Annotated in this window: 11 protein-coding genes; 5 read left to right on the plus strand and 6 right to left on the minus strand. The window is 46.8% G+C overall.

What is annotated here, in order from left to right:
* On the plus strand, positions 1 to 381 hold the full coding sequence (locus AACM02_RS03855) for a DUF2752 domain-containing protein (RefSeq protein WP_214062430.1): 381 nt from the start codon (positions 1 to 3) through the stop codon (positions 379 to 381).
* Between the two features lie 5 nt (positions 382 to 386).
* Here AACM02_RS03855 and uvrA read toward each other — a convergent pair whose 3' ends face one another.
* Positions 387 to 3,182 (minus strand): excinuclease ABC subunit UvrA, encoded by a 2,796-nt coding sequence (uvrA, locus tag AACM02_RS03860; RefSeq protein WP_339116116.1) that lies wholly within the window; start codon positions 3,180 to 3,182, stop codon positions 387 to 389.
* A gap of 97 nt (positions 3,183 to 3,279) precedes the next feature.
* Between uvrA and AACM02_RS03865 the strand changes: the two genes are divergently transcribed.
* The 3 genes from AACM02_RS03865 (at position 3,280) to AACM02_RS03875 (ending at position 8,704) form a co-directional block, all read left to right on the plus strand.
* Positions 3,280 to 5,361: a cation:proton antiporter gene (locus AACM02_RS03865; protein WP_214063744.1), complete on the plus strand. Its 2,082-nt coding sequence runs from the start codon at positions 3,280 to 3,282 to the stop codon at positions 5,359 to 5,361.
* A gap of 3 nt (positions 5,362 to 5,364) precedes the next feature.
* The gene (locus AACM02_RS03870) at positions 5,365 to 6,888 is read left to right on the plus strand and encodes a family 10 glycosylhydrolase (protein WP_339116117.1); all 1,524 of its coding nucleotides are present in this window, start codon (positions 5,365 to 5,367) and stop codon (positions 6,886 to 6,888) included.
* A 1,591-nt stretch (positions 6,889 to 8,479) separates the two neighbouring features.
* A complete protein-coding gene (locus tag AACM02_RS03875; RefSeq protein ID WP_339116118.1) occupies positions 8,480 to 8,704 on the plus strand; it encodes a DUF5652 family protein in 225 nt (74 codons plus the stop codon).
* 151 nt (positions 8,705 to 8,855) lie between these two features.
* Here the strand turns inward: AACM02_RS03875 and AACM02_RS03880 are convergent, their stop codons facing one another.
* A complete protein-coding gene (locus AACM02_RS03880) occupies positions 8,856 to 9,140 on the minus strand; it encodes a hypothetical protein (protein ID WP_339116119.1) in 285 nt (94 codons plus the stop codon).
* 145 nt (positions 9,141 to 9,285) lie between these two features.
* Between AACM02_RS03880 and AACM02_RS03885 the strand changes: the two genes are divergently transcribed.
* Positions 9,286 to 10,743, plus strand: coding sequence for a THUMP domain-containing protein (locus tag AACM02_RS03885; protein WP_339116120.1), 1,458 nt, complete (start codon positions 9,286 to 9,288; stop codon positions 10,741 to 10,743).
* Here AACM02_RS03885 and AACM02_RS03890 read toward each other — a convergent pair.
* The 4 genes from AACM02_RS03890 to menD are packed head-to-tail and all read right to left on the minus strand — an operon-like array spanning position 10,740 to position 15,377.
* Positions 10,740 to 11,825, minus strand: coding sequence for an AMP-binding protein (locus AACM02_RS03890; protein WP_339116121.1), 1,086 nt, complete (start codon positions 11,823 to 11,825; stop codon positions 10,740 to 10,742). The two genes, AACM02_RS03885 and AACM02_RS03890, sit on opposite strands and share 4 nt — an antisense overlap.
* Entirely contained in the window at positions 11,806 to 12,870 is a 1,065-nt protein-coding gene (locus tag AACM02_RS03895; protein WP_332457166.1) for an o-succinylbenzoate synthase, read from the minus strand. The genes AACM02_RS03890 and AACM02_RS03895 overlap by 20 nt, the downstream gene beginning before the upstream one ends.
* A 12-nt stretch (positions 12,871 to 12,882) precedes the next feature.
* Positions 12,883 to 13,704, minus strand: coding sequence for a 1,4-dihydroxy-2-naphthoyl-CoA synthase (gene menB, locus AACM02_RS03900; RefSeq protein WP_214062211.1), 822 nt, complete (start codon positions 13,702 to 13,704; stop codon positions 12,883 to 12,885).
* Positions 13,701 to 15,377, minus strand: a complete 1,677-nt coding sequence (gene menD, locus AACM02_RS03905; protein WP_332457164.1) for a 2-succinyl-5-enolpyruvyl-6-hydroxy-3-cyclohexene-1-carboxylic-acid synthase — start codon at positions 15,375 to 15,377, stop codon at positions 13,701 to 13,703. Before menD ends, menB begins: the two co-directional genes overlap by 4 nt.
* Between the last annotated feature and the right edge of the window lie 10 nt (positions 15,378 to 15,387).

Below are 15,387 nucleotides of genomic sequence, written 5' to 3' on the forward strand. Positions count from 1 at the left end.
TTGACCAAGACGGGTAAAATAGTTATAGGTGCTGCCATTAGCCTTTTGCTTGTGGCAGTTGCTTTTATGTTTTATCTCTTCGACCCCGAGGAAATGGCTGTGTTTCCCCGTTGTCCGTTTCTTCTGGCTACCGGATATGAATGTCCCGGATGCGGTTCTCAACGCGCTATTCATGATATGTTGCACCTGGACTTAAAAAGCGCTTTTTCACAGAATGCACTTATCCTGTTCTTGTCTCCGTATTTATTGTTTGGATTTTACCTGGCTTTTTTTAATGGGAAACACCGTTTCCCGAAATGGGAGAAACTGCTTTTTGGTAAATGGGCGGCTATATTTGTGATATCGGGAATAATGGTATATTGGGTAGTTAGGAATTTGTAAATCTGCTACGTTAGCTTCTCCCGTAAGAACCTGCCCGTATGCGATTCCTTACATGCAGAAATTGTTTCAGGCGTGCCTTCACAGACAATATAGCCACCGGATATTCCGCCTTCCGGGCCTATGTCGATGATGTGGTCGGCGCACTTAATTACTTCCATGTTGTGCTCGATAATAATGACCGTATGCCCTCTTTCTATAAGTGCATTAAATGCTTTCAGCAGTGTTTTGATATCGTGAAAATGTAGTCCAGTAGTAGGCTCATCAAAAATAAAAATAGTGGGTTCCGATTTCTCTTCACCCAGGTAAAACGCTAATTTTACACGCTGATTTTCTCCGCCCGATAATGTTGAAGAGGATTGTCCGAGCTTGATATAGCCCAGCCCTACATCTTGTAGCGGTTGCATCCTTTTGGTGATTTTCTTTTCCGTTGCGCCTTTCTGCGCGCCGAAAAACTCGATTGCCTGGTTGATGGTCATTTCCAGCACTTCGTGGATGTTAAATCCCTTGTATTCAACATCCAGGATTTCCCGAGAAAAGCGCTTGCCGTGGCACGATTCACATTCCAGCCGGATATCGGCCATAAACTGCATCTCCACTGTAATTGTACCCTCACCCTTGCACTCGTCACACCTTCCGCCTTCTACATTGAACGAGAAATGTGCCGGGGTATATCCCATCTGTTTGGCAAGCGGTTGAGCGGCAAATAGCTTACGGATTTCGTCGTATGCCTTTATGTAGGTGACCGGATTGGAACGCGTGGATCTGCCGATGGGGTTCTGGTCGACAAATTCCACCGATTGGGCAAGTTTTAAATCGCCGGAAATGGCGTTAAATTCAGTTTGTTCCAATGCACTTCCTTTGTAGTAATTGTGTAAAGCGTTGCTTAGCACATCGTTTACCAGCGAAGATTTTCCCGATCCGCTGACACCTGTTACCACGGTCATGACATTCAACGGAAATCTCACATCTATGTTTTTAAGGTTGTTTTGTCGTGCACCCTTCACTTCGATAAAGTTGTTCCATTTGCGGCGGTGTTTCGGAACATCAATCTTTTCTTCCCCCGTCAGGTACCTCACCGTATGGCTGCCGGTGTTTTTCACCAACTCCGATACATTGCCCTGATACATGATTCTTCCACCTAGTCGCCCCGCTTCGGGGCCGATATCAATAATATAGTCTGCTGCCCGGATAATCTCTTCGTCATGTTCCACCACTACCACGGTATTGCCTAGTTGCTGCAGCTGGCGTAACACTTTAATGAGCAGGTGGGTATCCCGGGAGTGCAGCCCAATACTCGGTTCGTCCAAAATATAGAGTGATCCAACCAGGCTACTTCCCAGGGATGAGGCCAGGTTTATTCGCTGGCTTTCTCCTCCCGAAAGGGTGTTTGATAACCGGTTCAGTGTCAGGTAACCAAGTCCTACCTCAATCAGGAACAGGATACGGTTGTTGATCTCCGTAAGCAACCGTTCAGCAATGGCGGCATCGGTTTCATTGAGTATAAGTGTGTCAAAAAACAACTTTAACTCCGTAACGGGCAAGAGAACCAGTTCGCTTATATTTTTCCCGCCTACCTTCACGAATCCGGCCTCTTTTTTCAGCCGGGCACCTTTGCAAACCGGACAGGTGGTTTTTCCGCGATACCGCGCCAGCATCACCCGGTACTGAATTTTATAAAGATTCTCTTCCAGCATCCGGAAAAAATCGTTGATCCCGTAAATGCCGAGATCATGACGCCCGTTCCATAAGATGTCTTTCTCTTCATCGTTCAACCCGTAATATGCCCTGTGAATGGGAAAATCGACTTTATAAGCGTTGAAAACGAATTCTTTGCGCCATTCACTCATTTTTTCGCCTTTCCAGCATTGTACGCACTCCTCCTGAACCGAGAGGCTCTTGTCGGGGATAACCAGGTTTTCGTCAATTCCAATTACTTTTCCGAAACCCTCGCATTTGGGACAGGCACCTACCGGGCTGTTGAAGTTGAACATCAGGTCCGACGGTTCTTCGAACGTGATCCCATCCGCTTCGAAACGGTTCGAAAAAGTAAAAGTTTCTGCACCGTCTTGTGTCCAGAAACGGACGATACACTCGCCCTTCCCTTCTATAAAAGCGGTTTCTACCGAATCCGACAGCCGGTTGACGACCGATTTGTCGCCCGAACAGGACAACCGGTCAATAACCAACAGGACATCCTGAATATCCGGTATTGTCTTTTGTGCCAAGAGTTCGTCGATCCGATAAAAGGTATCGCCCACATCCACACGCGAAAAGCCCTCTTTCATTAAAACGTCCAGTTGCTCCGGTAACGTTCTTCCGTTTCGCAGTTGTATGGGCGAAAGCACCGCCATACGTGTTCCTTCCCGGTATTGAAGCATTTTGGCAATGACATCGCTGACGGTGTGCTTTTTTACCTCATCACCGGAAACGGGCGAAATTGTTTTACCGATCCGGGCGAAGAGTAGCCGCAGGTATTCATAAATTTCGGTAGAGGTACCTACGGTTGAGCGGGGATTTCGGGTGTTTACTTTTTGTTCAATGGCTATGGCCGGTGGAATTCCTTTAATAAAATCACACTCGGGTTTGTTCATCCTGCCAAGAAACTGGCGGGCGTAAGCCGAGAGGCTTTCTACATAGCGGCGCTGGCCCTCGGCATAAAGCGTATCGAATGCCAGGGATGATTTCCCTGAACCGGAGAGACCCGTGATAACGGTAAATGCATTCCGGGGAATAATTACGTCGATGTTTTTGAGATTATTGACGCGTACTCCTTTTAGTTCTATTTGCTTCTCGCTGCTCATAAATTGGAATTCAACCTGCAAAGATAACGACTTTATTGAAATATTTTCCGTATTTTTGCAAATCACGAAATTTGGAAGAATCAGAATAACACCACCGATGAACGATTTTTTTTCGGATATAACGCACGAATTTACACTGCCGTTTACCAATCCCGTTCTTATCTTTGCGGTGTTGCTGGCTATTGTTTTGCTGGCTCCGATTTTGCTGAAACGCTTCAATGTGCCGAGTATTATCGGACTTATTGTTGCGGGAGTGATCATTGGCCCGTTCGGACTGAATCTTATCGATAATAATCACCCGGGTGTGTCGATGTTCTCGACGATCGGATTGCTTTACATTATGTTTATCGTAGGGTTGGAACTTGATTTGAACGAGTTTGTCGCCAATAAAAACAAAAGCCTTGTCTTTGGTTTCTTCACCTTTATCCTTCCGCTTTCCATTGGATTCCCGGTATGCCACTACCTGCTGGGGTACGACATAAACGCTAGTTTCCTTACGGCCAGTATGTTTGCTACGCACACATTGGTCACCTATCCTATCGTGAGCAGAATGGGGGTCGCTAAAAATCAGGCGGTTGCCATTACGGTCGGAGGTACCATCCTGACTGATACGGCCGTTTTGATTATTCTTGCACTTATCTTATCCAGCAGTGATGGCGGGCTAAATCTGATCTTCCTGCTGAAATTGCTGGTGTCGCTGATCGTTTTTTCCGCTATTGTTTTCCTGCTCATTCCACGAATTACCAAATGGTTTTTCCAGAAAGCCGAAGGGGAGAAATACCTGCATTACATTTTTGTACTGTTTGTGGTGTTCTTCTGCGGCTTTTTGGCGGAACTCGGGGGGATTGAGCCGATTATTGGTGCTTTTGCTGCGGGACTGGCTCTGAACAGGTTGATCCCGCATTCATCGGCCTTAATGAACCGGATAGAGTTTTTTGGAAACTCATTGTTTATTCCTATCTTTTTGATCTCCGTAGGGATGTTGGTGAATATATCGGTAGTATTCAATGGACTAACAACCGTGTTAATTGCTTTGGCACTTACCGTTACTGCTATTTTCGGAAAATGGGTAGCCGCTTTTTTTACGCAGGTTATCTTTAAGTACTCGGTAACACAGCGGAACATTATCTTCGGATTAAGCAGTTCTCATGCTGCAGCTACCATCGCGGTTATTATTGTAGGATATAATGCGGGTATCCTGGATGAATATATTTTGAACGGAACGATTATTCTGATCTTACTGACTTGTATTGTTGCTTCGCTTGTTACGCAGAAATCGGCCAAAGAACTTGCTATAAGCCAGGAGAATGCTCCGTTTGCCGAATCCGACTTAGGCGCTTTTGCGCAGGAGAAAATTCTGGTACCCATTGCTAATCCGTCAAATATTGGACACCACGTGGAGCTTGCTTTGCTGATGAAAGACAAGAGATCGGTGAATGCGGTTTCGTTGCTAGGCGTGGTGCCCAATAATGAGGAAGCCGAAAAAAATATTGTGAGTTTTCGCAAACAGTTGAAGGAATTCGTACAAAACGCCGTGGCTGCTGAAATTGATGTGGACATTGTTACTACCATTGACCATAATGCGGCAAGCGGAATTGTTCGTACTGCCCGTGAGTTGATGACGGATATAGTGATTTTGGGTTGGCCTGGAAAAACAGGAGTGCTGGAAAAACTGTTGGGAGATAAAGTAGATTTGATCATCAAGAATGTGGATAAGAACATGTTTATATGCCACATCGAACAGGAGTTGATTACTCACAAGCGCATTGTAGTGATTTCTCCGCCGCTTGTGGAAAGAGAACTCGGATTCGACTTATGGCTTCAAAAAGTGGTGAAGCTGTCTCAGGAGTTGTCTGTCCCCGTTCTGCACCTTGGACATCCCGATACACAAGCCGTGATATCAAGCAAGAAAAACGGTGGAGCCCCCTTCATCTTCAAACAGTTTGTCGATTGGCACGATCCGCTTTCCTGTGGCGACAATATCAGGGAAGACGATATGATTATTTTCGTATCGGCACACCAGGGATACCTTTCACACATGTCCATACTTGATCATTTACCTACCCGTCTCGAAGAGCGTTTTCCCCACCACAGCCGTATTGTTATTTATCCTAAACAACGGGTAGTTGAAGGGTTGCTGGAAAGTGACGACTCTTTGTTTGTTCCCTCTAATTTTTAAGTAATGAACTATTTTCGAATCACGTTAATCGCTTTTACAGCGCTCCTGGTATTAAGTTGTGGAGCATCAAGACAATCGTTGATCCGCACTGTGGATACTTCTCCCAAGCACGAGTTTCGAGGGGTCTGGGTGCAAACCGTCGGGCAATCCCGTTATCAGCAGATGAACAGTGCAGCCATGAAACACTATTTGTCCGAAATGGTACGTAAGTTTGACGAAGCGGGTATCAACGCACTTATTTTCCAGGTTCGTCCGGAAGCGGATACTTTCTATCCGTCGGATCTCGAACCCTGGAGCCGTTTCTTGACGGGTGTACAAGGTAAATCTCCCGATGATCCCAGTTTCGACCCCCTGGCTTTCCTCATAGAAGAGTGTCATAAACGGGGAATGGAGCTGCATGCTTGGCTAAACCCTTACCGGGTAAAAACAAATATCAATAACCCGCTTGCTCCCAGCCATATCTACTGGAAGTATCCTGAACGATTTGTCCAATACGGAAATCAACTTTTTTTTGATCCCGGGTTGCCGGAGAACCGGAGCTTTATTTGCCAGGTTGTTCGCGATATCGTTTCCCGGTATGATGTGGATGCTGTTCATATGGACGACTATTTTTATCCCTATCCCATTGCCGGAACTCCTTTTCCTGATGATAACAGTTTCAATGCGTATGCCGGTTCTCAGGGATTTTCTGCGGGACAGCGTGCCGATTGGAGGAGAAACAACGTGAATCTACTTATCCAACAACTCAAATACACCATTGCGGGAACAAAACCGTGGGTACGTTTCGGTGTTAGCCCGTTCGGTATTTACCGCAACAAGCGAAACACACCCGACGGCTCCGGAAGCGATACCAATGGATTGGAAAACTACGGAGACCTCTATGCCGATATCAAGCTGTGGGTGGAAAAAGGATGGATCGATTATAATCTCCCGCAACTTTATTGGGAAATCGGACACGAACGTGCCGACTACACCACGTTGCTTCAATGGTGGAATGCCAACAACTTCGGTCAACCACTCTATATCGGCCAAGATTTGCAGCGCAGCATGGATAAAAATGAACTGGATGAAAAGATTCGTCAATCGCGTGAAATGTCATTTGTGCACGGTAGCTGCTTCTGGTACGGTTACCTAATTCTGGAAAATTCCGGAGGAATTGCCGATGCGCTCAAAGCGGGGGCTCATCGTGCCAAAGCGCTTATCCCGGCCTATACTCACCTACACAAAGGACGTCCTGTCAAAGTGAAAAAACTTACGCAGATTTTTACCGAAGATATGCACTTTCTTGCCTGGGAGCACCGAAGACAGCCCCAAAATCCCGAAACCGCCAGGCAGTTTGTTATTTATCGGTTCAGTGCCAACGAAAAAGTAGACCTCGATCGGGCCGAAAATATTGTAGCGGTAACTCCCGACAATTTCTACGTGTTGCCCTACGAAGGAGGAGGAAACAAATATACTTATGCGGTGACGGCATTAGATGCGTTTAAGAACGAAGGAAAAGCGGCAAAGATCAAGGTTCGGTTGTAACATTGATCCTAAGTCGGATTGTTTTTTACGGAATATCTTTTCCTTTGTCCATCTCGCTTACTTTTCATAAGTGCTTTTCCGATTGTAGCCACAATGATAAAGTATGGCAAATCAGGAATCATATCGCTTGATTATGGGAATTAGCGAAATAACGCAGATTGACTTCATGGGAAGAAATGCTTTGACGAGGAGGTGAGCCCGGAGAGCCGTATTACGCTTCCTACGCATGGCAGTAGTTGAACAAGGTCATCCTTACTATTGAAGATACGATTCGATTTTGATGAACGATCCCGGGATGTTGCTGACAAGTGGCGTCCCTCTTTTTTTGAGTATCGATTCTGTAAAGTAAAGTTGGGTGCCCAAAACTTTCGTTTGGGTAAGTTAGTGAAAATGAGGGGTTGCGCTATAAATATAGTTACCCCCCATGATGCTGATGCCGTACGTATCAACATACGAGGAACTTGCCCGATGATATTTCGAACTTTCTCGTTACGCCGTTCAACCCTATAGCACTCCGAAAAGGGAACTTGGCCCGTGGAATGTGTGTAAGCTCGGATACCTTTGAATAATTCTTCTGTGATATTGATTAATTTGTTTTTACCTAGCTTTTAATGATAATTATGTTAAAATATTTGGGTGTTATATTAGATGTTTTTAACATTGAAAATAATTACTATTATGTATTACTGTAGTTTAATTTTCTACTGCTTGCGGTGAGAAAACAAAAATATTCTTTGCTGGTCCCTAATTAGTTTGTTGTAGGATAGTTTATTATAAAAATATAAAAGTAGAAAACACTCACTAGGCTGTTAAAAAAAGTATGTTGTGATAGGCTGGAAAATACATTTATCTAAGTATGAGGCACAAATTAGTTTTCATTGTCCTCTTTTGTTAATGTATTTATTTTCAATTTAATATCCAGATAAATAGTTTAAGTATCATTAAAAATAGCAATACAAAGCAATATAAAAGTGACAGGTATGAATGTTATTGCAAATCTAATTGAGGAGACTGAAAGAGACATTCTAGAAGCAATAAACAACATTAAATTCCTCCGTTTTTTTAGGTCTGACTTATATTTACATCAAACACCAAGTCGCCTTGCAATTAATTCAACGAGCAGATATGTCCTTAAAAACAAAATAAATGACAAACACAATTATCAACCGATTCGATTGATGTAAAAATCTGTTTATAACTATGTGAATAATGAATGTGCATGGGATATTTTTGATATGACCGAATTTTATTATAGAAAGAATAAGTATTCATACAGGTTGATTTATCAAGAAAATCATGTGTTTTTTCATGAATACATAAATTTCAAAGAAATAAATGTCATTGATATCTTGATTGATTCCATAGAATATTATATTTTAGAAAATACAAATTCTCCTATAACTTTGGAACAATTACATAGTGCAATATTCACAAAATATGGTCATGATTTTCAACTGAAAGAAATAATTAATGTATTAAATGATTATTTTTCAAAGGGTTTGATTTATCATAATGATGATTATTCTGAAATAATTTCTGTTATAAATATAAATGAGAACTAATATTATACACATTAAAATTTGAAAAAATTATGTCTGAAATATCTGAATTCTTACGTAGCATTCCTCTTGAAGTTTTTCTCCCAATAGTATTATGGGACTTTATTTGGAAAATGATTGCTTTATGGAAAGCTGCTCGAAACAGCCATCTCACTTGGTTTATTTTTATCGGTATCGTTAATTCAGTAGGAATATTACCTTTAATTTATATTGTTTTAGATAATAGACGAAAAAAAAAGATAACTACTCAACCATAGATAAAGTTGTAAGCACCTGCTCAACTACCTCTTGATTATTCCGGAGCATACGCACCCACGGATTTGATTTGATTATTCATTCCAACAATGGCGGGATCTCTAGTAAATTGTCAGTGTATTATTAGAGTTCCTATGGATATTTATTAGAGCATTATTGGATTTTGACTGGAGATTCGCCGGGTTCCTCCTTTTCCCAGTAATTCGGCAAAAGCTTCTTCAGGTTTTCATCATTTTCCGGCTTCCGTAATAGGGCATCCTGCCCATCACATCGACGAACCACTCCCGAGGATTCACCCCTTGTTCCTTGCATGTGGTTGCCAAACAAAGTTAATAATTTTGTATAGAACTCGTTCGCACAAAAATCCTTAACGCTTAACCCGCTCTTCTGTTGGCATTCCAGTATCGCCAGGAATCCTTCTTTGCTTACAGGCTTCATAAAAAATACGTTTGCCGACAAAGTGGGAAAAACTATTTAAGCTAAATGAGGTAGTTTATCGGGGGCTTACCGATTTTTATTGGATCGTGTATAAATTTTCAACTTTTTTATCTAAGTTTGTGCCGGTATTTAATTTGAATTGATGATGGAGAGAGAACAATTTCCCATGATTGCCAAGACCATGGCAGAGCTCGAAGACGTACTGGCTGAAGAACTGATCACTTTGGGTGCCAACGATGTGGAAATTGGCACAAGAATGGTCTCCTTTACCGGCGACAAGGCTTTGATGTACAAGGCGAACGTGCATTGCCGTACAGCCTTGCGCATATTGAAACCAATCTATAATTTTAAAGCTGAAAATGCCGGCGAGGTGTACGATGCCCTGAAACAACTCAACTGGGAAGATTATTTGTCGCTCGACAAGACATTTTCTATTGATGCGGTAGTGTTTTCCCACATTTTTAACCATTCAAAGTTTGTGGCGTATAAAGTGAAGGATGCTATTGCCGACTGGTTTTCCGAAAGATACGAAAAACGTCCGTCGGTGAGTGTGACCAATCCCGATATTGTTTTCAATATCCATATTGCACACAATAAATGTACATTATCGCTAGACAGTTCGGGAGAATCGCTCCACAAACGGGGCTATAGGATTGCGCAAACCGAAGCGCCTCTGAATGAGGTGCTGGCTGCCGGCATGATTCTCAAGTCGGGCTGGCGCGGAGAAAGCACTTTCGTTGACCCCATGTGCGGATCGGGTACATTGTTGATTGAGGCGGCCATGATCGCTTTGGGAATTCCTCCCGGCATCCACCGGCAGAGTTTCGGGTTCGAAAAGTGGAGCGACTTCGACGAAGACCTCTTCAGTGACATTTACAACGACGATAGTGGTTCGCGTGACTTTCCGTACAGGATTGTGGGTTCGGATATTTCACCTAAAGCGATTTCCACTGCAGAAAAAAATATAAGGAACGCCGGATTGAAGAAACAGATTGATCTAAGTGTAAAGCCTTTTCAGCAGTATGTGGAGCCACCTGCCCCGAAAGGAGTTTTGATCACGAATCCGCCGTACGGGGAAAGGATAAAGGTGGATGAGCTTACGGAACTGTACGCCATGATTGGGGAGCGGCTGAAGCATGTCTTTACCGGATACGACGCCTATGTGCTGAGTTATCGGAAAGAATGCTTCGACAGTATCGGGTTGAAACATTCCAAACGTTTTTTTCTTTTTAACGGTGCGCTGGAATGTGAAATGCGGGGATATGAAATTTTTTCAGGAAAAAGGGATGACCGTCCTAAAAAAGAGGGATACCGCCATTCCAGGACTGCCGGGGAAGGGAATGAATTCAAACCAAAAGGCGAGTTTAAGTCCAAACGTGAGTACGATAAACCGGAGAAATCATTCACCCCGAGCAGGCGTCCCTCCGGAACAGAAAGCAAAACCGGAAGACCCCTCTTTGAGAGGGATGATAGGCCGGCTAGACATATGCCAGAGAGACGTTCTTCCGGTACTGAAAGCAGAAGCGGGAAACGTACGTATGGAGACGATAAAAAACCTCGGGGTTTTAATTCTTCCCGCGGTGAGAAAGGGAGGAAATCCTAAGATATACCTGGCATTGGAATCCGTTTCGATGCCATTCTTTTTGCTGCAGCCCGATCAGTTTTTCCGTTTCCGGTTTGTGGAATTGCCTCCACCATAAGAATATGCAACGGTTGTTGCAAGCGGGGTAAGTGGTGCGAGCATATCTCCCTGGCCCGGGCAATAGCTGATGCTGGTGTAATCAGCAACACCAATGCCTCGCCCAGCTTCGGGTGTGGTACGGAGGTAAATACAACCGGCCCGTCTATATGTGGACGCAATGTCGCTTCTACCGCTTCTATCTGTATTTTGATACCTCCGCTGATGACTACATTGTCTTTTCTACCCAGGATGCGGAAAGTTCCCGTTGTCCCTATCTCCGCGATGTCGTTGGTAGTTAGTGGCTTATCGGCTACCCGCGGGGCATTGATCACCAGCGTTCCTTCGTCCGACAGTTTCACCTGAACGCCCGGTAGAGGAGTATACCGATCGTCGGCCTCTTTGCCGCTGATTCTGCGCAACGCAATGTGTGATACCGTCTCGGTCATTCCGTAGGTGGAGTAGATGGCGTTGGGGAGATCTTTCAGCGCTTCTTCCAGTTGCGGGTCGATAGCCCCTCCGCCAATAATCAGCCTGTCGATTCTTGTGAGCCGTTCTTTCTCCTCTTTCCTTTGCAGGGAGTTGTATACCTGCAGTGGAACCATTGCGGCAAAGTTGATCTGTTGCCTGTCTTCCGTAAGCGGATGGCCGGACGGATCTGCTACCAACAAATTGAAACCACCGTAGAGAGCGCGCACCACCATCATCTTCCCGGCAATGTACTCCAACGGCAGGCAGAGCAGTGCCGTGTCACCCGTTTTCAATCCCAGGTAATCGCAGGTGATCGCCGCGCTCTGCAGCATCTGATCCTTACGTACTATTATCTCTTTCGGTTTACCGGTGGAGCCTGATGTATGCAACGTGAGCAGTAGAGAGGGAGAGTACCACTCTCTCAGAAAAAGCGAGAGTTTATGGTGGAAGGGCGACCGTGTGGCAAACCTCGGAGGAGTTTCACTAACTAACTCTTCCCGGGGATAGCGGATCCCCTCAATCGTTATGCTTTCCATACTCCTGCAGGGGTTTGTCGGGAAAGTTCCCTGACGTTTTAAACCATAGACTGTCGTCCCTGATCTCCAATGGTAGGGGGAGGTTGTTGAGGTATAGCGAGCCGGTGCCGAGTCCCTGAGGCAGGGGGTTGCCGAGGGTGGCGCACCACTGGGCGATGCTGTTGAGCCCGATATTGGATTCCAGGGCGGAGGTAATCCACCAGCCGATTCCCAGCTTTCGAGCCAGTGCGATCCATTCGTTGCAGCCGCTGATGCCGCCATGCAGTGAGGGTTTCAGGATGATATACTGCGGTTGTATCGTTTCCAGCAGTCTCCTCTTCTCATCCGGATAATGGATACCGATGAGCTCCTCATCCAACGCGATGGGCAGGGGTGTGGCATTACAGAGCCGGGCCATCTCCTCCCACTGCCCCGCCCGGATGGGCTGTTCGATGGAGTGAATTTTCAATGGAGCCAGCCTTTGCAGTTTCTCCCCTGCCTCCTGGGGTGCAAATCCACCGTTGGCATCCACTCGGAGGGTTAGACTGGGATGACTGATACGGATATAACGAAGCAATTCAAGCTCCTGATCGAAGTCGATGGCCCCAATCTTCAGCTTGATGCAGCGGAACCCCTTCTCAAGCAGGTTCTTAGCCTGCTGCTTCATCCTGTCAAAGCTTCCCATCCAGATCAGTCCGTTGATGGGAATACCCTCCTCGCCGCGGCTGAAAGGGCTATTCCACAGTTGCCATGAATGTTGCAGGTAATGCCGTAGGGCTGTCTCCAGTCCGAAGAGGATGGAGGGGTAGCGGCGCAGCAGTTCAGTTTCCACCTGCTGCTGTTCCTCCGTGATCCGACAGAAGCGGCTGAGTGTCTCTGCGTAGTTGTCGTCATAGTCGCAACTCAGGTCCGGTAACGGTGCACACTCGCCGATACCCATGTGGGAAGGGTCATTGTTGTTACGAAACAGCACATACCAGACCCGGTGCTCGCGGTATACGCCGCGTGAAGTGCCGGCTGGTTGTTTGAACCGAAGTGTGTGAGGGATGATCTCGGTAGTAAACACGGTGTAAACGGATCAGGGTAGTTTGGGAAACTTTTTGAAATCGGGTTTCCGTTTTTCCAGGAACGCTTGTTTCCCTTCCTGTGCCTCCTCGGTCAGGTAGTAGAGCATGGTGGCGTCTCCCGCCAGCTCCTGGATGCCTGCCTGTCCGTCCAGTTCGGCGTTGAGCCCGGCCTTGATCATGCGCAGCGCCAGGGGGCTGTGTTGCATCATTGTCTCGGCCCATTCCACCACCTCATCCTCGAGGCGGTCGAAAGGCACTATCTTGTTCACCAGTCCCATATCGAGCGCCTCCTGTGCGTTGTACTGGCGGCAGAGAAACCATATTTCCCGTGCTTTTTTCTGTCCCACGATGCGGGCCAGGTATGAAGATCCGAAACCGGCGTCGAAGCTACCCACGCGGGGGCCCGTTTGTCCGAAGATGGCGTTCTCGGAAGCGATAGTCAGGTCGCACACTACGTGCAGTACATGTCCTCCGCCGATGGCGTAGCCGTTTACCATGGCGATCACCGGCTTGGGAATGGAGCGAATCTGTTTCTGTACATCCAGCACGTTGAGGCGTGGAACACCGTCCTTGCCGATATAGCCTCCCTTACCCTTTACGTTCTGGTCGCCACCCGAGCAGAAGGCTTTGTCACCCGCACCGGTGAGCACCACTACACTTACCTCTTCCATCTCACGACAAAGGCGCAGGGCGTCGCTCATCTCTCCGGTCGTGGTTGGGGTGAAGGCGTTGCGGTATCGCGGCCGGTTGATGGTGATTCGTGCAATTCCGTTGTAAAGATCAAAGAGGATATCTTCGTATTCTTTGATGGTAATCCATTCTCTCCGTATCATTTTCTGTTGTTTTTAAGTTGTTGATAATAGGATGCGATATGTTTGCTGTTCTCCTCCATAGAGGTGAACACCTCCAGTAGAACAGGCCGGTCTCCCTTATGGTTCATGAAGAGTGGCAATTGTTGCTGCAACTCTTCTGTGTTGCGGGCCGTGAGGCAAAGGAAGCCCCTCTGCTCTGCCCATGTTCGGGCCTCTGTAGTGTGCGCAGCAGCCACAAAACCATCCAACGCTTCTGACCGGTTGAGTCCGGGCAAGGTGTGGAAGATACCTCCTCCACCGTTGTTGTTCAGCAAGATGCGCAGGTGGGGTGATAAATGCCGGTTCCAGAGTCCATTCATATCATAAAAAAAACTCATATCACCTGTCAATAGAAAGGTGAGCCTTTCCGATGCGGCGGCATAACCCACGGCAGTAGAGAGCGAACCCTCGATACCGTTGGTGCCTCGGTTGCAGAAGAGGTCAACACCGGCTGGGAGGTTAAACTGCTGCGTCAGGTAGACGGCCTGGCTGTTGGCTAGGTGTAGGGCAGATCCTCCCGGTAGTTGTCGTAGGAAGTGACCGGTTATGCCGATGTCGGAGTAGGTCGCTTCCGGAGGTGTGATTGTCACTACGGCGTTCTCCCAGCGTTCCCGGTAGCGGTTTTCTATGCTTTCGGCCGACAATGTTGCCAGCCGTTGCAAGAAAGCGGCAGGGTCACACCGGATGACGTCAGTCAGTTTCTGGAAAGTGTCGCTCACTTCACCCGATGGAGTAACCTGCCAGAGTGCGTTGACGCCGGTTTTGCGGATAAACTGCTTCAGCCGTTTGGAGACAATGTGGCCTCCCAGCATGATTACCAGTTCGGGAACCAGCTCCAGCAACTCCTCTTCATCCGACGTACGAAGCATTGCGTCGAAACGGTCAAAAGGGCCGGTAGGTATATTGGAGAGCCGATCGGCCAGCACCACCACCCCCTGCTCATCCGATATTTTTTGCAGCAATTCTGCGAGTCCGTGGCCGGGAGGCAACTGTCCTACGATAATCATCTTTTTGGTTGCCAGTCGGTAACGGGTTGTGTAGGACTCTTCCTCCTTCTGTGGAAGGGTGAGTATTCCCTTTGAGCGGCGGATCACCCTTACTTGCGGGAGTTGTTTGTACCCAAACGAGAAGAGCGGCTCAGAGAGGGGAATATTGATATGCGCCGGACCGAAGATGCCATTATTGTCGAGGGACAGGATTGCCTCGTTGATTAGCCGGTTGCAGTGCCACTCCTCTTCTTCATCCTTAACCTCCGGTAGTTGTACCGACCGGAGTACCATCCCTTCAAACATGCCGCTTTGGGGAATGGTCTGTCCGTCGCTTTGGCCGATCCATGCCGACGGTCGGTCGGCAGAGATCACCAGCAGCGGTAGTTGCTGATAGTAGGCTTCTGCCACGGCAGGGCCCAGGTTGAGCGCTGCCGTGCCGGAGGTGCAGCATACCGCCACCGGTTGTTGCCGTGCCTGTATTATTCCCAGGGCAAAGAAGCCGGCGCTTCGTTCATCTACCACACTGTAGCAGGTGAAGTCGTTGTCTGCTGTAAAGGAGTGGATCAGCGGTGCGTTACGTGATCCGGGAGAGAGCACAAGTTGGGTAATGCCGTGAGCTTTAAGCAGGGCCACCAGTTGTAATACGCTCTTCTTGTCTGAATACATTGCGCTGTTT

The organism is Petrimonas sp., from assembly GCF_963921705.1.
Taxonomy (GTDB): Bacteria; Bacteroidota; Bacteroidia; order Bacteroidales; family Dysgonomonadaceae; genus Petrimonas; species Petrimonas sulfuriphila.

What these genes read in the sequence shown, in the direction of transcription:
- uvrA (WP_339116116.1), bottom strand. Translation starts at nt 3,182, where the DNA reads ATGAGCAGCGAGAAGCAAATAGAACTAAAAGGAGTACGCGTCAATAAT.
- AACM02_RS03865 (WP_214063744.1), top strand. Translation starts at nt 3,280, where the DNA reads ATGAACGATTTTTTTTCGGATATAACGCACGAATTTACACTGCCGTTT.
- AACM02_RS03870 (WP_339116117.1), top strand. Translation starts at nt 5,365, where the DNA reads ATGAACTATTTTCGAATCACGTTAATCGCTTTTACAGCGCTCCTGGTA.
- AACM02_RS03875 (WP_339116118.1), top strand. Translation starts at nt 8,480, where the DNA reads ATGTCTGAAATATCTGAATTCTTACGTAGCATTCCTCTTGAAGTTTTT.
- AACM02_RS03880 (WP_339116119.1), bottom strand. Translation starts at nt 9,140, where the DNA reads ATGAAGCCTGTAAGCAAAGAAGGATTCCTGGCGATACTGGAATGCCAA.
- AACM02_RS03885 (WP_339116120.1), top strand. Translation starts at nt 9,286, where the DNA reads ATGGAGAGAGAACAATTTCCCATGATTGCCAAGACCATGGCAGAGCTC.
- AACM02_RS03890 (WP_339116121.1), bottom strand. Translation starts at nt 11,825, where the DNA reads ATGGAAAGCATAACGATTGAGGGGATCCGCTATCCCCGGGAAGAGTTA.
- menB (WP_214062211.1), bottom strand. Translation starts at nt 13,704, where the DNA reads ATGATACGGAGAGAATGGATTACCATCAAAGAATACGAAGATATCCTC.
- menD (WP_332457164.1), bottom strand. Translation starts at nt 15,377, where the DNA reads ATGTATTCAGACAAGAAGAGCGTATTACAACTGGTGGCCCTGCTTAAA.